This is a genomic window from Streptacidiphilus sp. EB103A (assembly GCF_041261405.1).
In the GTDB taxonomy this organism is placed as follows: domain Bacteria; phylum Actinomycetota; class Actinomycetes; order Streptomycetales; family Streptomycetaceae; genus Streptacidiphilus.
Genome location: NZ_JBGCAQ010000010.1, coordinates 100,701 through 123,179, shown reverse-complemented (window position 1 = coordinate 123,179; position 22,479 = coordinate 100,701). Strand labels below are relative to the sequence as shown.

The following is a 22,479-nucleotide window of genomic DNA, read 5'->3' as shown; positions in this document are numbered from 1 at the left end:
GCCAGCGGACCGGGGATTCCTTTTGTCCGGACCAACGCAGACTGACCGTGCCCACTGAGTGTCAGCGTCGGGACACCTGCTCAGGTCACGCCGGGTGACACAGCCAGTCGTTGAGCACGGCGAAATCCCTGGCGGTGAGGCCCTGGCTGGGATCGACACGGTGGAGCAGGGCCGGCGCTTGATGCTGTGCGGCGACCCAGGTCCGATCGGCCTCGGTGATCTCGTCGTCGACCCATGCAAAGGGGCGCCCAGTTGCCCAGGCGAGGAGGGTGCGAGTCTTCCAGTGCAGCCCGCCCAACTCGTCATCGTCCGACAGGTCCGGCCAGTCCACGACGGGAAGCTCCGGCAGGCCGAGGCGTGGTGCGATGCACTGGTTGGCGTCGGCCATCCAGGTCGTGGCCCACACCAACTCGCACGAGAGTGCCGCCAGGCGGGGGCCGAGCATTGGGTTGATTCTGGCCAGCAGCGGGTTCGCGTCTGCGCCGTCTGCCTCGGCCCCGGCCTGGTAGGTCGGGTACCCGCCAGGGAGTTGCTCGGGCGTTGCCCCGAAGGGGATGAGCGGTCCGTCGACATCGAGGAAGAGCAGAGGGAGCTGCGCTGGACTGGTCACGGCTGCACGGTAGCTGTTTCTCGGCTTACGGGCTGTCGGACTTGGTGATGGAGCCGTCCGAGTTGAAACGGAAGATTACTTAACTGGACGGAGTTGACCGTTCTGGCATGGGCTACGGATCAGAGGGTTTGGCGGGAGCGGGAGTCAGCGGGTCGCCATTGACTTCCGTTTCTCCGGGGAACGACCACCACAACTCGCATTGCGGGGTGAGGTAGGCAGACCAACCTCTCACTTCACGGCTTGACTCCAGCGCGTCCGCGACCTCGCTCAAGTACGAGACAAGAGACGGCCAGCCATCATGGAAATGGGCCGTGTCGGCGTGAGGTGCCTTCCCTAGGCGCCCCTGATTCGGCCCAGGTCGCATGTCGATGACATCAGCGTCGCTGTCACTCGCGGCCCATGGGATCCACTGCCGATGCCACCAGAGCTCGTCGTCTTCGAGGGGCTCGTCGTCCTCTTCGTCGATCCGCACCCGTGACCGCCAGAGCTTCACCATCTCCGTCACGGGCAAGGGAGGCTGTCCAGGAAGGAGGTTGCACCACGCGGTGACCCCGTCATGGCAGGCGAGCGATTCCAGCAGGTCGACCGGGAACAGCAGGCCCATCTCTGCCTGGGCCGACGCAATCGCGCTCGCTGCGGCGGGCGGTGCCAGCAAGGCGAACGAGACAGGCGCGTGGGTTTGCAGCCAGGCGTCGATTCGAGCCCAGGCGGCTTGGACGGAGGAGTCCGGAGGACGCATGCCCCGCATTCTTGCCGATCGCGCCCATCGCATGCCCTACATCCGAAGCTGGTGACGGGAGTGCTGACAAAAGCGCCCCATGAGCCAGTTGGACGCAGGCAGACCCGCATGGCCAGAAATGTCGTAGCCATGGAGCCCACATCCCGGGAGCCGTGCAGCAGCGAAGTGGAGCAACCCCCGATCGCAGTCGATCGCCGGGGCCCGCAGCCCCCATCGCAGGCGGGTGTCGTAAGCCGGGCCAGCCATCGAATTGGTTCGACGGCTATCGGGGCGCCGGGTACGGTCAACCTGTGTGCTTCTACGCGACCCACGTCTACAAGCTGCACTTTGTGTGTGTGGACTGCAGGGTGTCCTTCAAGCACTACCGCTGGCCCATTCGGGTGCACTCCTGCCCGCGTTGCCGCAAGCCGTTGACCTGCGCTGGCCACGACTTCGCTGCCCCACGTCGCGATGACGTGAAGCGTTGGTCGGTGGTTCTAGCGATTCTCGCCGAGGGGCTGCGCTTGGACGAGCGGGAAGGTTGCGGGTGCACCAGAGAGCCCAAGTTCTGCCCGCGGTCACGCGCCCAGCTCCGTGAGCGTCAGATCGCGTCGAAGCGCCTGGACGATTCTCGTCACCCGCTCCACATAAACCCCCAGGCGGCCCGGGGGTTCTTTGCTATCTGGACCAATTCCGAGGGATGCATCACAACCGCAGCGGGCAGCCGGGATGCGGCATGCTGGGGGCATGAGTAGGTAGGCGGAGGCCAAGCCCTATGCGCTGCCGACGTCCCTCGCTGAGTTGTGCGGGCCGACGGTCGGTACGGTCATCCTGCCTCGGCACATCGACTGGGGGCCGCACCCCCACCTCCCTGGGGGCGACGGAAAATGTATACAGGTGGGCTGGGCCTGTATACGTTTTCCGTCGCTGTGGATCCTCAGACATCACAGCACCGGATGGCGAGGCCGACATGGTCGACCGAGCCCTGCGCACCAATTGCGCACTAGTAGGAGCGGTATTCAGAGGCAACAACGGCGGAGTCCGCATCCCTGCCTCGGTGGGCCGACATGGATAGTTGGCCTACTTGTCCGGTGGCTGGTCCAGGCGCGCGGCGAGTTCCGTCAGGTCGGCCAAGTCCAGTTCCCGGCCGCCGGATCCCGGCAGCAGGACATGGAGCGGGCGCGTCCACGGCGCGGGAATTGCGTCCAGCCCGTAGACCGCACCTGCGAGGCCGCCGGTGACGGCGGCGACCGTGTCGGTGTCGCCGCCCAGGTCCACGGCGGCGCGGAGGGCGGCGTCGAAGGAGGTGGTGGTGCGCAGGGCCCAGACGGCGGAGCCGAGGCAGGGCCAGACGGCGCCGTTGAACTCTGTGGCCTGGTCGGGGTGCCAGTTGGGGGCAAGGACGACGGCATAGCGCTCGCGCTGGTCCGCGTCGATGAGGGCCAGGACGTCGGGCAGGGCGGTGAGGGGGTCGCCGCCGTCCAGGGCGATCCTGACGAGTTCGTGGAAGATCGCGGTGCCTTCCCAGGCGGCGGGGTCGCCATGGGTGAGGGCGGCGATGCGGCGGGCTGCGTCCATGGTGGTCTGCTGTCCGGCGCGGGCGAAGTAGACGGCGGAAGTGGTGGCACGCATCAGGGAACCGTTGCCCGCGGCGCGGTGGTTGGTCTGGAAGTGGATGGCGGCGGCCAGGTCCCACGGGTCGCCGCTGGTCAGCACGCTCTCGGTCTGGAGGCCGATGTCCATGGGGTCGTCGGTGGCCCAGCGCTGGAAGCGGGCGAAGATGTCCGGCAGGTCCATGCCGCCGCGTTCGAGTAGGGATTCGGCGAGGTGGACGGCCATCTGGGTGTCGTCGGTGGCCTCGCCGGGTTCCCAGCTTCCGCCTCCGCACATCTCGTTGTCGGGATCCGGCTGCGGGAAGCGCGTGGAGAACGTGCGCTCCCTGCTGAACTCGAAGGGCGCGCCCAGCGCGTCACCCACCGCCGAGCCGATAACGGCACCTGCCACCCGCTGGTCACGACCCATCCCGGCAGCGTAGATGCGGTGAGCAGGTGCTGGCACGGGGTTTCTGACGCGGGCCAGCGTTCAGTGCGCATCGGTCTGCGGGGCGTCGGACTCCGTGACGGAGCCGTCGGCAGGTGGGTTACCGCGTCGTCTCGTCGAGCGGACGGGCAGCAAGGCCCAGCGCGCACACGGCACCCAGTGCGCAGACCACGGCTGTCACCCGGAAGATGTCGCTGTACTCGGTGTGCAGCGCCACGGCCAGCGCGTGCTGGTAGGCCGGCCATGCCTTCTCGAAGTCGGTCGTGCCCGGGATCGGCATGTCGAGGTGGGCCGTCAGGGTCTGGAAGCGGTGCAGCCCCCAGGCCGACAGGGCCGCCACGCCGACCAGCATGCCGATGGTCCGGGAGATCACCGCTGCGGCCGAGGCCGTCGTGTGCTGCCCGGGCTCCGTCGAGTCCAGCACTGCTCCCGCCACCGGCGCGATCACCAGGCCCAGGCCCAGGCCCGCGATCACGAGGTCGGTCTGCGCCAGCGGAAGCTGGCCGAGGTGGGCGGTCAGAGCCGCCAGGGGCCAGGCCGCGATCAGGAAGTAGCCTCCGGCCGCCACCGCCATGCCGACCGCGGCCACGACAGAGTGCCCCAGCCGACGCCCGGCGAGACCGCCGATGACGGCGCCCACCGGCAGCGCCGTCAGGAACCACATCAGCAGCAGCGCGCCGCCCACCGAGCTCTTGCCCAGCAGCGACTGCGCCACCAACTCCCCGTCCACCAGCGTGACCAGCAGCGCCACGCCGGCGCAGAAGCTCGTCGCCATCGCCGCGGCGAAGGGGCGCCGCCGCATCCGGCGGGTGTCGATCAGGCGCGTCCGGCTGCGGCGCTCCCACAGCACGAAGGCCGCCAGCGCCACCGCGCTGCCGAGCAGCAGGGGCAGGCCCCAGCTCGGCAGCACCGACTTCTGCGGGTCCTGGTTGTCCAGGGCGGCCACCAGCAGCGCCAGCGCCACCGCCAGCAGACCGCCGCCGACCAGGTCGGTGCGCCGGCTCCCGGTCGGCTCGCCCTGTTCGGGCGCCGCCGTGGCAGGCACCGTGAACTCCATCACCACCGCCGCGACCAGCACGAGCGGGACATTGACCCAGAACACCCCGCGCCAGCCCGTTAGCGCCGCGACGCCGGCCCCGTACAGCGGGCCCAGCACGCTTCCGAGCTCCTGCGCGGCGCCCACGGAACCGAGCGCGACGGGCCTTGCCCGGCCCTGGAACAGACGCCCGGCCAGCGCGAGCGAGACGGGCAGCAGCGCACCTGCCGCGGCGCCCTGCACCAGCCGCCCCGCGACCAGCAGTTGGAGGCTGTGCGCGCTCGCGGTGAGCGCCGAGCCGGCCGCGAAGACGACGAGGCAGGACTGGAGCACTCGCCGCGGCCCGAACCGGTCCGCGCTCTGCCCCAGCAGTGGCATGGCAGCGACATAGCCGAGCAGGTACGCGGTGACGATCGCGGTGGCCCGCTCCAGATGGTTGAGCGGGATGCCCAGGTCATTGGTGATCGAGTTCAGCAGGGTGACGATGACGTACGTGTCCAGCGACCCGAGCAGCGTGACCACGCCGGTGACGCCGAGGACGGCGTGCCGCCCCTTGAGCGCCGTCCCGGTGTCGACGACGGTCACGACGGCGGAGCGGTGATCGTGGCCGGTGCGTCGAAATCGGAGAACGAGGCCGTCACCGAGCCGCTGCCGCCCGATGCCGTCCGTACCGGGAACGAGACCCGCACCAGCTGCGACGAGGACACCGTCAGCCACAGATCGCCCTGCTCGCTCTCCGAGTCCCCGGGAACCAGCGTGGCCAGCACCGGCTGCGCCAGCAGCGCTTTCACGTGGTAGACCGACTGCCCGTTCAGAGTCTCCCGGTCCACCGTCCGGGCGCCCGTCGCCGTCTGCAGCAGCTTCACGACCCCCTTGTTCGGGTCCAGGATCGCCTCGGGGTTGTAGACCGCGGTGGCGACCCCGAGCGGGACCTTGCTGTAGCCACCGGTCGCGCCCTTGATGTAGGCCGTGGAGCCCACGATGACGAAGTTGATCTCCACCAGGGCGCCGCTCTCCGACACGGACGCTGTGCCCTGCGCGTTCCCGGCCCGGGTCAGCTGGCCGGTGGCACTGCGCAGGGCAAGGCCCGCGATCTGGCCGCTCGCGTCGATCGAGAACCGCACCGACTGCACCGCGGTCATCGCCGTCGCACCGCTGCCCAGCAACTGCGCGGCTGCCGGAAGGTTGGCGGTTTCCTTGCTGCCGCTGCCGCTTCCGCTGCCCCCACTGGAGCAGGCGGAGAGCGGGAGCGCGAGTACGGCGATGACGGCTGCTAGGGCCCGGGGGTTTCGCATAGTCGGATGCTAGACGTCGCACTAGGTCGGCGGCAGTGGTTCCAGGGCACAACAAGCAATGAGCTGACGGAGCATCACTTAACGGTGCCGGGTGGCTTTGCGGGGCTGGTTCGGGCCGGCGCGCGGGCGTGGCGTGCAGCGGGCCCCTTCCCCCGAGTGATCCGGAGGGAGGGGCCCGCGGTTGTGCGGTCGGCGTGTGGGGTCAGGAGACGGTCACGTCGTCGTAGTAGGTGTAGGTCGGGTCACCCGGGTAGTTGTCGTCCTTGTTGGTCAGGGTGAGGGTGTAGGAGTGGCCCGCGGTGATCGATGCGCTCTTGGCGACCCAGCCCGAGGAGGAGACGCAGGTCTTGGCCAGGACCGTGGTGGTCGTGCCGGTGGTGTTGTCCTTCAGCGTGGCGGTCGCCCAGTCGTAGGAGACGGTGTCCGGGCAGGTCACGTTGTAGTCGAAGGACAGCTTGGAGCTGCCGGTCGGCGCGGTGAAGGTCTGCGCCACCGACGAGGTGTTGGACGGGCTGGTGGAGCCGACCATCGCGCCATAGCTGCCGGAGTGGGCGGCCGTGCCGGTCACCGTGGCGCTGCCGCTGGTGGTCCAGCCGGAGAGGCTGCCGGTCTCGAAGCCGCCGTTGGTGACCCCGCCGGTGACGGTGGTGGAGACGGTCCAGCTGAAGCTGGTGCTGCCGGAGGCGCCGGTGGCGTCCTTGGCGGTCACGGTGACCGAGGAGGTGCCGGCCGTGGTCGGGGTGCCGGTGATCAGGCCGGTGGAGGAGTTGATCGACAGTCCGGCCGGCAGGCCGGTGGCCGAGTAGGTCAGCGTGGAGCTGCCCGAGTCGGAGGCGCTGATCTGCAGCGAGACCGCAGTGCCGACTGTGGCGCTGCGGCTCCCCGGGTTGGTAACGGTGACCGTGTTGGCCGAGGAGCTGACGGCGGTGAAGGCGGTGAGGCCGTTGGGGGTGCCCAGGCCGGTCGGGCCGTCGTAGCCGACACCGGCGGTGCACAGGTAGCTGGGCGAGCAGCTGCCGTTGGAGCCGCTGGTGACGTCGTTGAGCGCGGAGGTGTGCAGGTAGGGGTACTTCGAGGGGTAGTCGCTCGTCCCGGGTGTACCGGCGTCCGCGTAAACCCCGGCGATGATCGGCGAGGAGGCGCTGGTGCCGCCGTAGACCTGCCAGCCGGTGGCCTGGTAGCTGTCGTAGACCGCGACACCCGTGGCGGGGTCGGCGACCGCGGAGACATCCGAGATGGTGCGCTTGGAGCAGCCGCTGTCGGTCTGCCAGCTCGGCTTGGGGTCGTAGGCGGAGCAGCCGGAGCCGGTGCCCTCGGTGCTGCTGGTGGACCACACGCTCTCGGTCCAGCCGCGGGTGTTGGACGCCTTGCTGAGCGCGGTGCCGCCGACCGAGGTGACGTACTGGGAACCGGCCGGGTACTGAGCTCCGTAGGCGGAGTCACCGGCGGAGACGGTGATGGCGACGCCCGGGTGGTTGAAGTAGCTGTTGTCGGAGCTGAGGTCGGTGGAGTCCTCCGCGCCGCCGTAGCTGTTGGACACGTACTTCGCGCCGAGGCTCACGGCGGTGTTGACCGAGGTGCCGAGGTCGCTCATGTTCGCCGAGGTGGCCTCGACCAGCAGGATGTGTGCGTTGGGGGCGACCGCGGAGACCATGTCCAGGTCCAGCGAGATCTCCCCGGCCCAGCCGGAGTCGGCGGTCGGGTAGCTGCTGCCGCCGTTCTGGTCGACCTTGCTGAAGCAGCCGTTGGCGGTGGTGCAGGCCGGCAGGCCGTACTGGCTGCGGTAGGCGGCCAGGTCCGACTCCGCGTTGGGGTCGTCCAGCGCGTCGACGATCGCGATCGTCGCCCCTGAACCGCCGTTGGCCGGCAGGCTGTAGGCGCTGCGCAGGTCGCTGGGGCCGTATCCGGAGGGGGTCGCCATCGGCGAGACCGCGTTCATCACCAGTGCATGGGGCTGGGTCACGTCGGTGCGGGCCAGCGCCATGCAGGACATCATCCGCACATGGGCGGGCGCGGCACAGAGCCGCTTCACATGGACCGGGGAGCTGGTACTGGCATCGGCGGGCGCGGCAGCCGAAGCGAAGGCGCCGGCGGCTATGGAGAACGAGACGAGTCCGGTCAGGGCGACTCGTCTCGCGCGACCTTGGGCGTGGGGGTTACCCATGGTTGAGGGTTCCTCTCTCATACCGGTCGCCCGCACGCCGGTCGGCGGCGGGGGACCACATGCCTGGACAGGGACCGAAGGTGCACCGGAAAACCGCTACTGACCTCGGCAGAGTTCTGAGTGCAGCAATTTCCGCGCAGCCGTATGAGAACGCTGCTCTCTCCGTGTCGATGTGGAGGAAAAGCGTTGGTCGTCAAGCGGCAAGAGGCAACTGAAAGGGTGTCACCACTGTGGGGGGTGTGCCTTCGGCTGCGGTGAAGCAAAGCAGGATTGATTAACGGTGGTCAACAGCCCACTCACAGGTCGGGGTACTTCGGGTGTTTCCGACACGTAAAGACAGCAGGTGGGGGATAGTCATCGCGCGTAGCCCCCCGATTGGTGGTAATTCTCGCCCCGGATGGGGGGTGTGCCGGAAGGCTGGAGTCTGCAAGGGGGGTCGGCACGCCGCAAGAGCCGCATCGAGGAGGGCATTTCGTCCCGACCGGAAACGGTGAGCAGCTTCCAACAGAGGTCTAGGCCTCGACGGTCGGGATGCCGGCAGCCGTGGCCCTCGTGAAGCGTGGCAGGGCGGCGGCGCTGAGTGCGAGGAGGGCGACGATGGCCATCTGGACGTACTCGACGTCGGCGAAGGCGTGGGCGACGTTGTGCGGTGCGAGGGTCAGGTAGAGAGTGCCGAGGGTGGCTACGCCCAGGGCGAGGCCGCTCTGTTGGAGGGTGATCAGGACGCCGCTGCCGATGCCGCCGAGATGGGCGGGGACGTCGGCGAGGACGCTGCGGAACAGGCCGGCGAAGAGCATGGACTGTCCGGCGCCGACCAGGGCGAGCGGCACGGCCATGGCCCAGAGGCTGACGTGCGGCCAGTTTCCGACCATGACCGTCACCAGGGAGGCGAGTCCGGCGAGTTGGACGACGGCGCCGGTGGACAGTGCGGCCCGGCCGAAGCGGGTGATCAGGCGGGGGGCGACCAGGGAGCCGGCCAGGAAGAGCAGGGCCATGGGCAGAATCGCGAGGCCGCTGTGCAGGGCGTCGGCGTGCAGGCCGTTCTGGACGGTGAGGGCGAAGACGAACATGAACGAGCCGAAGCCGATGCTGAAGGCGAACACCATCGCCAGACCGCGGGACATCGACGGCAGGCGCAGCAGGGACGGCGGCAGCAGTGGGACCTCGCCACGTTGCTCGGAGCGCTTCTCCACCACGTAGGTGGCGGCGCCGAGGAGGACCGAGAGGGTGAGCAGCAGCCAGGTCCACCACGGCCAGCCCAGGGAGTGGCCCTCGGTCAGCGGGACCAGCAGGGCGACCAGCGTGGCGGCGAAGAGGACGGTGCCGGGCAGGTCGATGCCGACCGGGTGGGGCGAGCGGGTGCTGGGCACGATCCGGGCCGCCACCAGGATCACGACCACGCCGATGGGCACGTTGACCAGGAAGATCGGCCGCCAGGAGGTACCGGCGACGTCGGCGCTGACCAGCAGGCCGCCCACCAATTGCCCCACCACGGCGGCGATGCCGGAGGTGGCTCCGTACAGGGCCACCGCGCGGGCCCTGCGTTCCCCTTCGAGTACGTGGTGGAAGGTCGCCAGTACCTGGGGGATGAGCAGGGCGGCGGTGGCGCCCTGGACGATGCGGGCCGCGATCAGCGCACCCACGTTCGGGGCGACGCCGCAGGCCAGGGAGGCCAGGACGAAGCCCACCAGTCCGCCGAGGAAGATCCGGTGCCGGCCGTACCGGTCACCCAGCCGGCCTCCGAGGACCAGCAGGGTCGCGTAGGCGACGCCGTACCCGGCGATCACCAGTTCCAGGGACGAGGCCGAGGCGTGCAGCGAGGCGTCGATGCTGGGCAGCGCCACGTTGGTGATGAAGAAGTCCATGATCGGCAGGAAGGCGCCGGCCAGCAGGATGAACACACCGACCGGGTGCAGCCCGCCCGCACGGGCCATGGAGCGCGGGGAGGCCGTCGCGGCCCGGTCGCGCTGGGAGGAAAAGGCCGTCGTCATGACAGCTCCTAACAAGTTATGTACTCATAACTATATGGTCATGACGAGTATGGGGTCATAATCAATGCATGGCAACCCGTACTCAGGAGATGTGATGCACGACCAAGCCGCTGAACCGGACGGCGATCGACGGTGGGCCGACCTGGCCGACCTCGTGCTGATCATCAGCCGCGAGATCCAGTTCCGTGGCTACACCGACGAGCGGGCCGTCCCGCTGTCGCCGTCCGAGGGCATGGTGATGCGCTACCTGCAGCACGAGCCCGACGCGACGCCGAGCCGCATCGCCGCCACCACCGGGCTGCAGCGCACCAACCTCTCCACCACCCTGCGCGGGCTGGAGAACAAGGCGCTCATCGAGCGACGCGCACACCCCGGCGACGGCCGCGGGGTGACCGTCCATCTCACCGAGCGCGGACGCAGCAACTACGCGCTCGTCCGGCAGGAATGGGCCGCGGCTGTTTCCGCAGCCGCCGGCCACGACACCCGACACCTCGACCAGGCACTCACCCTGCTCAGCGCCGTGGAAGCCGGACTCACCAGGACGCGACCGCAGAACCGCGCGGCGCGCGGGGCGGCGGCGGAGTCCTGATCACTGTCGGATTGCTCAGAGATCGGTGGCCCGTTGGTGGCGGGGCTCGTACATGCCCACCTCACCGCCGCCGGGCAGGCGGAATCTGGTCAGCCGTCCCCAGCGCTCGTCGGTGACCGGCTGGGTGAACTCGACGCCCTGCGCGGTGAGGTTCCTGACGGTTTCGTCGACGTCGTCGCACATCAGGTAGAGCTCCTGCGTCTCCGGGCCGTCGGTCGGATGCACGGCGAGCTCGGTCGGCGGAAGCTTGAAGATCAGCCAGCCGTGTCCGGCGTCGACATGCGGGTACTCCAGCACATCTCTGAAGAAGGCCCGGTCCGCTTCCGCATCACGGCTGTAGATGATGACGTGCCCACCAGTGATCATGCGACCAGGTTAGGTCTCGACGGCCGACCTGGCACTCGCCCGCGCGTCAGCGCGGGCGAGTGCCAGGTCCGATCGGTCAGGTGGTGGGCTGTGCCGATGCGTCGTCGGCCGTGGTTGCCGCAGCCGCCGGGGGTTCGGCGGGGGCGGCGGTCGGGGCCAGCGCTGCGTTCCTGCGGCGGGTCGGTGTGCCCAGGGCCCAGAACAGGGCTCCGAGCAGGATGAACACCGCCAGCGGCACGGCCTCGGTGAGCAGGTACTTGTAGCGTTCGGCGTGGGTCCAGCCGCTCGGTGCGAAGTTCGTCCCGAACCAGTCGCTGCCCAGACCGGGCGCCAGCAGCTGCACCGTGGCGAAGAGGATCAGCGCGGTGAGGAAGATGGAGATCACCGTCGGGAAGGGCGCCCGGTAGGGCCGGGGCACGTCGGGGTACTTGCGTCGCAGTACCGCCAGCGCCGGGAAGATGCCGAGGTAGCTGACCAGGGTGGTGGACACCGCCAGGCCCAGCACGGCGCCGAACAGCTTGGCCGCGTTGCCGCTGGTCAGCTCGTGGGCGAGGACGAGCACGAAGGTGGAGACCACGCCGCTGAGCAGGTTCACCCGGACCGGCGTGCCGAAGCGCTGCGAGATTACCCCGAGGGCGCGCGGTGCGGCCCCGTCGTATCCGGACACGGCAAGGGCACGGTCCGAACCCATGATCCAGGTCACCCCGGAGGACAGCACGGTGAGGATGAACAGGATCGCCGCGAAGTCGCCCAGCACGGTGCCGAATCCGCTGAGCGTCGCCGTGCCGTCGGCGGCGACATGTCCGCCGTAGATCGTGAAGACCTGGCGGATGGCGTCGAGGAAGCCGCCGAGGCTGGTGATCGCGGTGGTCGGCAGCACCAGCATGATGCCCAGCAGCGGCATGCCGTAGAGCAGGATGCTCAGCCCGGCGCTGCGGAAGATCCCGTACGGGACGTCCTTCTGCGAGTCGGTCATCTCGTCGCCCGCGCTGTTGGGCAGTTCGAAGCCGACGTAGTTGAACATCAGCAGCGGCACGAGGGTGATGAAGCCGGCGTAGCTGGGCTTGAAGTCGCTCGCGCCGAAGCCGTGCACGCCGTGCTTGACCGCGTAGGCGATCACGCTGAGTGTGAACAGGCCGAGCAGCAGGATGCGGGCCCAGGCGCCGGCTGTCGGGATCCACTTGCCGACGTCGAAGGACAGGATCGCGGCCAGGACGCCCACCCAGACGAAGGCCAGGGTGAAGACGTAGAAGGCAGGGGTGCTCAGGTCCTTGCCGTTGTTGAAGAAGGTGGTGAACGCGGTGACGGCGGAGACCGAGAGGGTGCCGCCCAGCCAGACCGGGTTGGTGACCCAGTACAGGAAGTTGTTCACCGCGCCGGCCAGGCGTCCGAAGGCCCGGCTGGTCCAGACGTACGGACCGCCCTCCTGCGGGAAGGCCGTGCCCAGCTCCGCTGTCAGCAGGGCCGAGGGGATGAAGAAGAAGAGGCCCAGAATGATCAGCCAGGTGAACGCCTCCGCGCCATGGGAGGCGATGCTGCCGATGACGTCGACGCCGATGATCGTGCAGAGCAGGAAGAAGAGGATGTCGAACCGGCCGAAGTGCTTGCGCAGCTTCCTGGTCTCCGTCTCGTAGTCCGAGACGGCGGTTGCCGGGGGTGGAGCGGACGGACTGTCGATAGCCACCGTTGGACCTCCTGCGGGGAATCGTGCGCCGGAACCGGACGATTGGGGAGACGCCCCGTTTTGGAACGCGAGTGTTGCACTGAAACTCAGTTGTGAACAAGACTCACCCAGGCGCAGTGATGTTTATTTTTTGTAACGCAACTGAACCCGGCTTCAGAAAACGGATAGCCCATGCTGGTGGATCATGAGGGCGTGCTCACAGGTGAAGGCGGAGCGGGCAGGCTGGTGGGGATCCTCGCCGCGGGTCTCCCGCTCCCGGACCCGTACACGGTGCGGCTCTTCGCGCCGCTGCCGGACGTCGGCGACCTGACCGAGCGGGTGATCACCGTCGACCAGACCAACCGTTCGGTGGTCGTCGGCGAGCAGATCGTGGTCAAGTGGATGGCCGAGGACAGCGGGGCCGGCCGGGCCCCCGAACTGCTGGGCCACCTGGCCGCGGTCGGTTTCCGGCGCACGCCGCGCCTGTATGCGGCGGTCTTCGGGCGGCACGGCCTGGCCGCGATGGTCACCGAGTACCTGCCGGAGGCCAGTGACGGCTGGGAGTGGTGCGTCGACGCCGTGCAGGCCGAGCTCTCCGGCGCACCGGGACCCGGACCAGAACCAGGACCGGGACCGAGACCGGGACCAGAACCGGCACCGGGCTTCGCGGCGGATCTCGGCGAGCTCGCCGCCGATCTGCACGCGGCTCTGGCCACCCCGTCGGAGCTCTTCCCGGACCCGGTCGTATCCGGCCCGCTCCCCGGTCCCGGATCCGCGCGAGCGACGCTGGCCGAGGCGATCGCGCTCACCGACGGTGTGGACGGCGAGTGGCTGCGTGCCAGGGAACCGCAGCTCTCCGACCAGCTGACCGCGCCGGCCGGGCCGCCGGTAGGGGACGGTGTCCGGCAGATCCGGATCCACGGGGACCTGCACGTCGGCCAGATGCTGCGCTGGCGCGACGGCTACGCCGTGATCGACTTCGACGGCAATCCGACGCTCGACGGCGACGTGACGCCAGCCGCCGCCGCGTTCCAGCCCGCGGCCCGGGACATCGCGCAGCTGCTCACCAGCCTGGAACACGTCGCGCAGATCGCCGTGAACCGTGGCTCCGCGCCGCAGTCCGCGCTCGCCTGGGCCCGCTCCGCACGGCGCGCCTGTCTGGACGCCTACACCGCCCGGCTCTCGGAGCACGGCAAGGCCGAGCTGTTCGACGCCCGCCTGCTGCGCCCGTACGAGATCGAACAGGAATGCCGCGAACTGGTCTACGCGGCGCGGTTCCTGCCGCGCTGGCGGTACGCCCCGATGGGCGTTCTCCGCTCCTGGTTCGCCCCCGAGGGAGACGCCCCCGAGGGAGACGAGGCACTGTGAACCCCGACCTTTTCCTCGCCGACCTGGAGGCCAAGCCGGGCGCGCTGCACGCCCTGGCGGGCGAGCTCGGCTCGGAGAACCCCTTCCGGGCCCTTCCCCGCGACATCCGGCGGGTCGTGTTCCTCGGGATGGGCAGCTCCCGGTACGCCGCCCGGGTCGCCGCGCTGCGCCTGCGCGCGGCCGGGATCGACGCCGTCGCCGAGTACGCCTCCGCGCTTCCCCGCCGGCCGGCCCCGGGCACGCTGGTCGTGGTCGTCTCGGCGACCGGGAACAGCCGCGAGGTGCTCGACGCGCTGGAGCTGCCGCTCGGTGACGCGACGGTGCTGGCGCTGACCAACGATCCGCAGTCGGCGCTGGCGAAGCGCGCGGACCTGGTCGTCCCGCTGCTCGCCGGAGTCGAGCAGGGCGGGGTGGCCTGCCGCACGTTCCAGCACACCCTGGCGTTGCTGCTCGCCCTGGTCGGGCAGCTCACCGGAACCGGCCCCGATATCCCGGATCTGGTACGGCGCACGGCAGTTGCCAGCACGGACCTGCTCGACCGGCGGGACGAGTGGTTGGACCGGGCGCTGGACCTGCTCGACGGGCCGCACGGGGTCTACACGATCGCGCCCGCGGAACGGATCTCGTCCGCGGACCAGTCCGCCCTCATGGTCCGCGAGGGCCCCCGGCGTGCCGCGACCGCCTGCGAGACCGGCGACTGGGCCCACGTCGACGTCTACCTGACCAAGACCCTCGACTACCGGGCCCTGCTGTTCCCCGGCTCCCGGTACGACGGGCAGGCGATGGAGTGGATCAGGGAACGAGGCTCGACCGTGCTGGCGGTCGGCGCGGACGTCCCCGGCGCCAGGGGAGTGATCCGCTACCGGGGAGACGACGACCCCGACGTCGCGCTGCTCAGCGAGACGCTGGTGGCCGAACTGGTCGCCGCCGCCTGGTGGATCGGCCGGTAACGGACGGGATCGACGGACCCGGGGTCAGCCCGCCGTCGTTCCGGCGGGACGGTGGCCCCGGGCCGGGGTCAGGGCGTGGCCGGTGGACTGGCGGGCATAGGCCAGGATCAGCTCCACCGCCTCCTCGGGCCCGATCAGCGGGTGCCGCGCGACGATGCGGTAGCCGTAGGCGTCCTCCAGCGCCACCAGGTTGCGGGCGATCACCTGCGAGTCGCCGGCCAGCGTGAACACCCCCTGTACCGCACCGGATTCGAGCACCATCTGATACATCGACACCTGACGGTCGTACAGCGAGGTGAGCAGGGCCGCGTAGACGCGGTTGCGTCCGGCCGAGCCGCCCAGCTCGCACAGCAGGCGGACGTCAGCGTCGTCGGCGTCGACCGGGAGGCCCGAACGGACCATCACCACGAGCCGTTCGGCGGGGTCCGCGATCCCGGAGATCTTCTTCATCCGGGCGTCGTAGAAGCGCTCCATCCCCGCGTGATGCGCCTCCATGAGGAGGTCGCTCAGGTCCGGGTAGTGGTAGAGCACCGCGCCCGACGTCAGCCCGGCCTCCTCGGCCACCTGGTTGAGGTGCACCGCGTCCGTGCCGTGCCGGAACATCGCGCGCCGGGCCGCCTCTATCAGGTCCTGCCGCCGTTCGGCGCCCCGCTTGCGCGTGGCCATCGCCACCTCCGCCTTCAACTCGGCTGTCAGCCTACCGGCGGCCCTTGACGTCCGACAGCACCCCGTAATTGAATCAGCCTTCAAATCGACCAACACCGATCCACTCGGGAGTCGTCATGGCGCCGCTGACCGTACTTTTCGTGCCGGAGAGCGCTTACGGTCCGACCAACAACTGCGTCGGCATCGGCGATGTGCTGCGTCGGCGGGGGCACCGGGTGGTGTTCGCGGCGGAGGCGTCCTGGGAGGGCAAGCTGGCGCCGCTCGGTTTCGACGAGGACCTCGTCGCCCTGGCGCCGCCCAGCGATGTCGAGCAGGAGGCCGGCCAGTTCTGGAAGGACTTCATCCGGGACACCGCACCGGAGTTCCGCAAGCCGACCATCGAGCAGTTGGACACCTGGGTGAAGCCGGTCTGGGAGGAGCTGATCAGCGGGTCCCGCTACTGCGAGCCCCAGTTGAAAGCGATCATCGAACGGGTGCGGCCGGACGTCATCGTCGAGGACAACGTGGTCTGCTTCCCCGCGCTGACCACGGCGGGAGTCCCGTTCGTGCGCGTGGTCTCCTGCAACCCGCTGGAGGTGAAGGGCCCCGGCGTCCCGCCCACGTTCTCCGGCTATCCGATCGCCGACCGCTCCGGCTGGGCGGCCTTCGCCGCGGAGTACGACCGGACGCACCGCCCGCTGTGGGAGGAGTTCAACGCCTGGGTCGTCGCGCAGGGCGCCGAACCGCTGCCCGACCTGGAGTTCGTCCACGAGGGCGCGGCGAACCTGTACGTCTATCCGGAGATCGCCGACTACACCGCGGAGCGGCCGCTCGGCGAGGGCTGGCACCGGCTGGACTCCTCGGTCCGTGAAACCGAGGAGTCCTTCGAGCTGCCGGACTCGCTGTCCGGCGACGGGCCCCTGATCTACTTCTCGCTCGGTTCGCTCGGCTCCGCGGACGTCGAGTTGATGCGCAGGATCATCGGCGCGCTGGCCAGGACCCCCTACCGGTACGTCGTCTCCAAGGGTCCGCTGCACGCCGAGATCGAGCTCGCGGACAACATGTGGGGCGCCGAGTTCGTTCCGCAGACCAGCGTGATTCCGCTGGTCGACCTGGTCATCACGCACGGCGGCAACAACACGACCACCGAGGCGCTGCACTTCGGCAAGCCGATGATCTGCCTGCCGCTGTTCTGGGACCAGTACGACAACGCTCAGCGGGTGCACGAGCTGGGGCTGGGCATCCGCCTCGACACCTACGGCTTCACCGACGAGGAGCTGCACGCCGCGCTGGGCGCGCTGCTCGGGGACGGGGAGCTGCGCGCACGGCTGGCCGCGGCGGGCGAGGAGATCCGCGGCCGGGACGGCCTGCGCCGGGCGGCCGACGTCATCGAGCAGACCGCCGTCGCGAGCGCAGCCTCGGCCGCCCCCGCCGTAGCAAGCAAGTAGGAGTTCACTGTGCGCACCGTGATCAGTCCCGCCACTGGCGCAGCCGTCGCCGAGGTCGCCGACAGCTCCGCCGAGGAGGTGGCCGCGGCCGTACGCCGGGCCCGGGCCGCCTACGAGGTCTGGCGCGAGACGACCCCGGCCGACCGGGCCCGGTTCCTGCTGCGGCTGGCCGACCTGGTGGAGGCCGACGCGGAGGAGCTGACCCGGCTGGAGGTCGAGGACACCGGCAAGCCCGCTCCGGTGTTCCGCGACGGCGAACTGCCGTTCGCGGTGGACAATCTGCGCTACTTCGCCGGGGCCGCCCGGTCGCTGGAGGGAAGCGGCGCGGGGGTGCTGAGCGCCGGTTACACCTCGGTGCTGCTGCGTCGTCCGATCGGCGTCGTCGGCTCGATCGCGCCCTGGAACTTCCCCCTGGTGATGGCGGTCTGGAAGATCGGCCCGGCGATCGCGGCCGGGAACGCCGTGGTGATCAAGCCGGCTCCGCAGACGCCGCGGACCACCCTGCGGCTGGCCGAGCTGGCGGCCGGGGCCGGCGGCCCGGAGGGGCTGCTGCAGGTCGTCACCGGTGCGGCCGACACCGGGACCGCCCTGGTCGCCGATCCGGGTGTCGACATGGTCAGCGTCACCGGGTCCTCCGAGACCGGGCGCGCGGTGATGCGCGGCGCCGTCGCGGGCATCAAGCGGGTCCATCTGGAACTCGGCGGAAAGGCGCCGGCGCTGGTCTTCGCCGACGCCGAACTGGAGCAGATGGCAGCCGGGGTGGTGCTGGGCACCACCTACAACACCGGCCAGGACTGCACTGCCGCGACCCGGGTGTACGTGGAACGCAGCCGCTACGACGAGGCGGTCGACGCACTGCGCGGGACGCTCGGAGCGGTGACTCCCGGCGATCCGTGGGCGGCGGGAACCGACATCGGCCCGCTGATCTCCGCCGCGCACCGGGACCGGGTGCACGGCTTCGTCACCCGCGCGGTCGCCGCCGGGGCCGAGGCCCTGTGCGGCGGGAAGCCGCTCGACGGTCCCGGCTTCTACTACCCGCCGACGCTGATCACCGGAGCGGCCCAGGACAGCGAGATCGTCCAGGGCGAGGTCTTCGGGCCGGTGCTGGTCGTGCTGCCGTTCGACGGCGAGGACGAGGCCGTGCGGCTGGCCAACGACACCCCGTACGGACTGGCGTCCTCGGTCTGGTCCTCGGACGTCTCCCGGGCGCTGCGGGTGTCCCACCGGCTCGACGTCGGGGTGACCTGGATCAACGACCACCTGCCGATCGCCTCCGAGGCCCCGCACGGCGGCGTCAAGGGCAGCGGGTTCGGCAAGGACATGAGCCAGGAGGCCGTGCAGGAGTACTCGGTCACCCGCCACCTCATGATCAAGCACGCGGCTCCGGCGCCCCGGGACTCCTTCAGGCCCGCCTGAACAGGCTGCCTGAACGGGCCCGGGGCCGCCGCAGCGAGGTCAGGTCAGGCAGCCGGCGTGGGCGAGGGCCTGCTTGAGCAGGACCCCCTGCCCACCGGGCATCTCCTGCTGGACCAGCGGGGACGCGGCCTCCTGCGGGCTGAACCAGACCAGGTCGAGCGCGTCCTGACGCGGGCGGCAGTCACCGCTGACCGGGACGATGTAGGCGAGGGACACCGCGTGCTGCCGGGGGTCGTGGAACGGCGTGATCCCCTGGGTGGGGAAGTACTCGGCGACGGTGAACGGCTGCAGCGAGGCCGGGACCCGGGGCAGCGCCACCGGGCCCAGGTCCTTCTCCAGATGGCGCAGCAGGGCGTCGCGGACCCGTTCATGGTGCAGTACCCGTCCGGAGACGAGGGTGCGGCTGACCGTCCCGTCCGAACCGATCCGCAGCAGCAGCCCGATGTGCGTCACTTCGCCGCTGTCGTCCACCCGGACCGGCACGGCTTCGACGTAGAGGATCGGCATCCGGGCGCGCGCCAGTTCCAGTTCGTCGGAGGCGAGCCAGCCGGGCGTGGTTTCCGTCATGTCTGACATTGGCTGATCGTACGTGCATCCCCGGGCACTTCGCGTGCAGCTCTCGGCAGATGACATGGGCCGGGGCAGATGCCGCCGGGCATGCCGCAGGGCGGGGACCCCGCCTCACACGGGGTCCCCGCCCTGGGCAGGGGGTCGCCGAACCCGGGGAAGGTTCGGCGCTGCGGGATCAGCCCTTCGGCAGACCCAGCGGCTTCGGGCCCTGGGGGCCCTTCGGGGGCAGCGGCGGCTTCTTGCCGTTGGCCGCCTTCGGCGGCGGGGGAAGCTGCTTCTTGGGCTTGGGCAGCGGCAGCGGGGGGAGGGCCATGGTGAATCCTTTCCTATTCCCCTCCGGGTTCGGAGGGGCACCAATTGCTTTCCGTTCGGAACCGGCTTTTCCGGTCGGCCCCTTGCGGTGGAACTGACCATACAGACCTCTCCAGGACCGGCTTGGTTCCGTGATTCCGGACGGGTTCCGCAGTGCGCTGCATTTCACAGGAAAGGCCTGTTTCGGGAGGCGTTCCCGTCTGCCCTTATGTGCTGGAGCTGTGCCGCGGAGAGCCGATCCTGTGAAACCCCGGAGCTCCGTCGCCGGGGTGTAATTCTCGGGCCGCCACACTTTCCTCACGCTTCCGCCCCAGGGCCATCATGCACCGTCCACCTGCTGTTATGTCGATGGACTCGGCCGCTGGGGGCGCCCACGAGTGCCGGTCGGACCCTGTGAATGCTGTCAATCCTGTGTCCCGGTCGTCAGCAACCTGTGAGTTCGGCCCCACTCCGGATCGGCCTCGATTCCGGGGAACCGGCGGTCCGCCGCCCGAGTCTGAAAGTTCGTAATTCTCGGGTGCGTATACACGAATTGCGGTCGCTGAGCTGCGCCACAAGGAAAGGGGGGCCATGAACGACAACACCCTCATGATCAGGCTGGGGGACCTGGCGGAACTGGCGCCGAAACGGCGCCGGGCCAGGATCTCCGCGCGGGAGGCATTCCGGAACCTCTGGCCGCTGGCCCGGGTCTGGCGGCTGCGGCTCGCCCTGGCCGCGCTGTGCCTGCTGGTCTCCTCCGCCTGCGACGTCGCCATCGTCGCCGTGTTCTCCTACATCACCGACCATGTGCTGTCGAAGGGCGACCTCACCCTGGTGTGGCAGCCGGCCTTCCTCTGGCTGGGGCTGGCCGCCGTCGAAGGTCTGGCCACCTTCGCCGGCAGCTACACCCTGAGCTGGGTCGGCGAGAACTTCCTGCGGAGGCTGCGCGACCGGACCTTCCACCACCTGCAGCAGCTCTCCCCCGACTTCTTCGAGAGCCGTCCCACCGGCGACCTGGTGGAGCGGCTCACCTCGGACGTGGACGCCATCGAGGGGCTGGTGGTCACCACCCCGGTCACCCTGGTCACCTGCGCGGCGAACACGGTCTTCTTCGCCTGCGCCGCGCTCTACGTCCGCTGGGGCCTCGCGCTGCTCACCTTCGCCGCCGCCCCGCTGTTCTGGCTGGCCGCACGGGTGTTCAGCAAGCGGATCCGCAGCGTCTCCCGGGAGGAGCGGGACGGCAACGGCGCGCTCACCGCCGCCATCGAGGAGAGCCTGGCCAATATGACGCTGGTCCAGGCGTACAACCGGCAGGACGCCCAGGGCGCCAAGGTGCACCGGGAGAGCGTCGCCTGGATGGGCGCCGTCATCAGGCAGTACAAGCTCTCCTACGCCTACGGGCCGCTGGCCACCCTGGTCGAGACGGTGTGCCTGCTGAGCGTGATCGTGGCGGGGGCCTGGGAGATCACCGCCGGACGGCTGACCCTGGGCGGACTGCTGGCCTTCTCCGCCTACCTCGGCTACCTCTACCCGCAGATCCAGGCGCTGGGCTCGGTGCAGCTGAGCCTCGCCTCGTCCACCGCGGCGGCCGAGCGGGTGCTGGAGATCCTGGAGACGCATCCCTCGGTGCGCGACCCGCAGGTCCTGTCGCGCACCGGACGGCCCGCTGCGGCCCCGGTGGCTGTGCCGGGCCCCCGTGCCCGCGGGGTGCTCTCCTTCGACCGGGTCGGCTTCACCTACCCGAACACCCGGCGGCCGATCCTGGACGACGTCAGCTTCACGGCCTGGCCCGGCCAGCTGGTGCTGATCGCCGGCCCGAGCGGCGCCGGCAAGTCCACCGTCGCCAAGCTGCTGCTGCGGCTGTACGACCCGACCTCGGGCAGCGTCCTGCTGGACGGCCAGGACATCGCCGGCCTGCCGCTGAGCCGGCTCCGCGACACGGTCACCCTGGTCCCCCAGGAGACCATGGTGTTCGACGCCAGCATCGGCGAGAACATCGCCTACGGGCGGCCCGGGGCGAGCATGGAGGAGATCCGCCGCGCCGCGGCCGGCGCCGACCTGGACGCCTTCGTGTCCTCGCTGCCGGAGGGCTACGAGACGCCGATCGGCCCGCGCGGACGGCTGCTCTCCGGCGGCCAGCGGCAGCGGCTGGCGATCGCCCGCGCGCTGGTGCGGGACACGCCGGTGCTGGTCCTGGACGAGCCCACCACCGGCCTGGACGCCGCGTCGGCGGCGCGGGTGATGGAGCCGCTGAAACGGCTGATGGCCGACCGCACCACCTTCCTGATCACCCATGACGCGCACCTCGCCGAGCAGGCCGACGCCTTCCTCTCGGTCGAGCACGGAGGGCTGGTCGCTCCGGCCGCGCTCGGTCTGCGGGGGTCGGCATGACCGGTGTCGAGGAGATGCAGGACGCGGGGACGGCGGTGGCCCCGGCGCCGCGGGCGCCCGCGCTGTGCCGCCGCAGGCTCCGGACCGAGCTGCGACTGCTGCGCGAGGGCGCCGGGTTGACCGGGCGTCAGGTGGCCGAGGCGATGGGCTGGTCGGTGGCCAAGGTGTCCCGGCTGGAACGCGCCGAGGGCACACTGCGCGACGCCGAGGTGCGTGCGGTCTGCGCGCTCTACCACGTCCCCGGGGACCGGGCGGCGGTGCTGGCCGAGTGCGCGGCGCGGACCCGTACGCCGCAGTGGTGGCAGGCCCGCGAGTACCGCCGGCAGCTCCCGCCCGGAGCCGACGGGCACCTCGGCCTGGAGGCGGCCGCCGCCGAGATCGCCCTCTACGACCCGGAGTCGGTGCCGGAACTGTTGCGGACCGAGGAGTACAGCGCCGCCGTCGCCGCCCTCCCCGGCTGGTCCGGACGGCCGCCCGGCGAGCCGTCGTCGACGCGGGTGCGGACCCTGGTCGCGGCGGGGAAACGGCGACGGGCGGTGCTCGACCGGCCCGACGGTCCGCCGCGGCTGCGGGTGGTGCTCACCGAGGCGGTGCTGCACCAGGCGTTCGGGGACCGGGAGGTCCTGCGGGGGCAGCTGCGCCGGCTCGCGGAGCTGGGCCGCCGTCCCGGCGTCGAGCTGAGGGTGCTGCCCTTCAGCAGGGCGGCCGTGCCCGGCCTCGGCGGCCCGTTCTCCGTCTTCGGCTTCGCCGACGGATCGTCACCGGTGGTCGTCCGCGAGCAGCTGACGGGTGTGGAACTGCTCGACGACCAGCCCTCGGTGAGCCGGTACCGCTTCGCCGTCGGCACCCTGCTGGCCCGGGCGGCCGGCCCGACCGCTTCGCTGGCGCTGATCAGCAGTGTCGCCGGGGTCAAGTTCTGGTAGTCCGC

The 22,479-nt window shown here is 70.3% G+C and carries 19 protein-coding genes; 7 read left to right on the top strand and 12 right to left on the bottom strand.

Annotated features, from left to right (window positions below):
- Positions 1–85: 85 nt before the first annotated feature.
- The 7 genes from ABH941_RS18095 to ABH941_RS18065 form a co-directional block, all read right to left on the bottom strand.
- Positions 86–610: an HAD domain-containing protein gene (locus ABH941_RS18095; RefSeq protein ID WP_370130371.1), complete on the bottom strand. Its 525-nt coding sequence runs from the start codon at positions 608–610 to the stop codon at positions 86–88.
- 112 nt (positions 611–722) lie between these two features.
- Positions 723–1,349 (bottom strand): SMI1/KNR4 family protein, encoded by a 627-nt coding sequence (locus ABH941_RS18090; protein ID WP_370130369.1) that lies wholly within the window; start codon positions 1,347–1,349, stop codon positions 723–725.
- 1,059 nt (positions 1,350–2,408) lie between these two features.
- Complete coding sequence (locus ABH941_RS18085; protein WP_370130367.1) at positions 2,409–3,350, bottom strand: ADP-ribosylglycohydrolase family protein; 942 nt, start codon at positions 3,348–3,350, stop codon at positions 2,409–2,411.
- Between the two features lie 118 nt (positions 3,351–3,468).
- Positions 3,469–4,989, bottom strand: a complete 1,521-nt coding sequence (locus tag ABH941_RS18080; protein ID WP_370130365.1) for an MFS transporter — start codon at positions 4,987–4,989, stop codon at positions 3,469–3,471.
- Entirely contained in the window at positions 4,986–5,699 is a 714-nt protein-coding gene (locus tag ABH941_RS18075; RefSeq protein ID WP_370130363.1) for an LppX_LprAFG lipoprotein, read from the bottom strand. Before ABH941_RS18075 ends, ABH941_RS18080 begins: the two co-directional genes overlap by 4 nt.
- A 202-nt stretch (positions 5,700–5,901) precedes the next feature.
- Positions 5,902–7,863, bottom strand: coding sequence for a putative Ig domain-containing protein (locus tag ABH941_RS18070; RefSeq protein ID WP_370130361.1), 1,962 nt, complete (start codon positions 7,861–7,863; stop codon positions 5,902–5,904).
- A 512-nt stretch (positions 7,864–8,375) separates the two neighbouring features.
- Positions 8,376–9,854, bottom strand: a complete 1,479-nt coding sequence (locus tag ABH941_RS18065; protein ID WP_370130359.1) for an MFS transporter — start codon at positions 9,852–9,854, stop codon at positions 8,376–8,378.
- 94 nt (positions 9,855–9,948) lie between these two features.
- On the opposite strand from ABH941_RS18065, the gene ABH941_RS18060 reads away from it, so the two are divergent.
- Entirely contained in the window at positions 9,949–10,443 is a 495-nt protein-coding gene (locus ABH941_RS18060) for a MarR family winged helix-turn-helix transcriptional regulator (protein WP_370130357.1), read from the top strand.
- A gap of 15 nt (positions 10,444–10,458) precedes the next feature.
- Here the strand turns inward: ABH941_RS18060 and ABH941_RS18055 are convergent, their stop codons facing one another.
- Entirely contained in the window at positions 10,459–10,809 is a 351-nt protein-coding gene (locus ABH941_RS18055; protein ID WP_370130355.1) for a VOC family protein, read from the bottom strand.
- A 76-nt stretch (positions 10,810–10,885) separates the two neighbouring features.
- Positions 10,886–12,493: an APC family permease gene (locus tag ABH941_RS18050; protein WP_370130353.1), complete on the bottom strand. Its 1,608-nt coding sequence runs from the start codon at positions 12,491–12,493 to the stop codon at positions 10,886–10,888.
- Between the two features lie 192 nt (positions 12,494–12,685).
- Between ABH941_RS18050 and ABH941_RS18045 the strand changes: the two genes are divergently transcribed.
- Positions 12,686–13,840, top strand: a complete 1,155-nt coding sequence (locus ABH941_RS18045; RefSeq protein WP_370130351.1) for a hypothetical protein — start codon at positions 12,686–12,688, stop codon at positions 13,838–13,840.
- Positions 13,837–14,790 (top strand): SIS domain-containing protein, encoded by a 954-nt coding sequence (locus tag ABH941_RS18040; protein ID WP_370130349.1) that lies wholly within the window; start codon positions 13,837–13,839, stop codon positions 14,788–14,790. The genes ABH941_RS18045 and ABH941_RS18040 overlap by 4 nt, the downstream gene beginning before the upstream one ends.
- Positions 14,791–14,814: 24 nt before the next feature.
- Here ABH941_RS18040 and ABH941_RS18035 read toward each other — a convergent pair whose 3' ends face one another.
- Positions 14,815–15,456: a TetR/AcrR family transcriptional regulator gene (locus ABH941_RS18035; RefSeq protein ID WP_134002384.1), complete on the bottom strand. Its 642-nt coding sequence runs from the start codon at positions 15,454–15,456 to the stop codon at positions 14,815–14,817.
- Positions 15,457–15,572: 116 nt separating this feature from the next.
- On the opposite strand from ABH941_RS18035, the gene ABH941_RS18030 reads away from it, so the two are divergent.
- Positions 15,573–16,883: a glycosyltransferase gene (locus ABH941_RS18030; RefSeq protein ID WP_370130346.1), complete on the top strand. Its 1,311-nt coding sequence runs from the start codon at positions 15,573–15,575 to the stop codon at positions 16,881–16,883.
- A gap of 9 nt (positions 16,884–16,892) precedes the next feature.
- Positions 16,893–18,299: an aminobutyraldehyde dehydrogenase gene (locus tag ABH941_RS18025; protein WP_370130344.1), complete on the top strand. Its 1,407-nt coding sequence runs from the start codon at positions 16,893–16,895 to the stop codon at positions 18,297–18,299.
- Positions 18,300–18,338: 39 nt separating this feature from the next.
- Here the strand turns inward: ABH941_RS18025 and ABH941_RS18020 are convergent, their stop codons facing one another.
- Together ABH941_RS18020 and ABH941_RS18015 are read right to left on the bottom strand one after the other, a co-directional pair.
- Positions 18,339–18,866 (bottom strand): NUDIX hydrolase family protein, encoded by a 528-nt coding sequence (locus ABH941_RS18020; RefSeq protein ID WP_370130544.1) that lies wholly within the window; start codon positions 18,864–18,866, stop codon positions 18,339–18,341.
- A 178-nt stretch (positions 18,867–19,044) separates the two neighbouring features.
- Positions 19,045–19,182: a hypothetical protein gene (locus tag ABH941_RS18015; RefSeq protein ID WP_370130341.1), complete on the bottom strand. Its 138-nt coding sequence runs from the start codon at positions 19,180–19,182 to the stop codon at positions 19,045–19,047.
- 569 nt (positions 19,183–19,751) lie between these two features.
- Here ABH941_RS18015 and ABH941_RS18010 point away from each other — a divergent pair.
- Both ABH941_RS18010 and ABH941_RS18005 read left to right on the top strand, forming a co-directional pair.
- Positions 19,752–21,551: an ABC transporter ATP-binding protein gene (locus ABH941_RS18010; protein WP_370130339.1), complete on the top strand. Its 1,800-nt coding sequence runs from the start codon at positions 19,752–19,754 to the stop codon at positions 21,549–21,551.
- The gene (locus tag ABH941_RS18005; RefSeq protein WP_370130337.1) at positions 21,548–22,474 is read left to right on the top strand and encodes a helix-turn-helix domain-containing protein; all 927 of its coding nucleotides are present in this window, start codon (positions 21,548–21,550) and stop codon (positions 22,472–22,474) included. The genes ABH941_RS18010 and ABH941_RS18005 overlap by 4 nt, the downstream gene beginning before the upstream one ends.
- Positions 22,475–22,479: the final 5 nt, after the last annotated feature.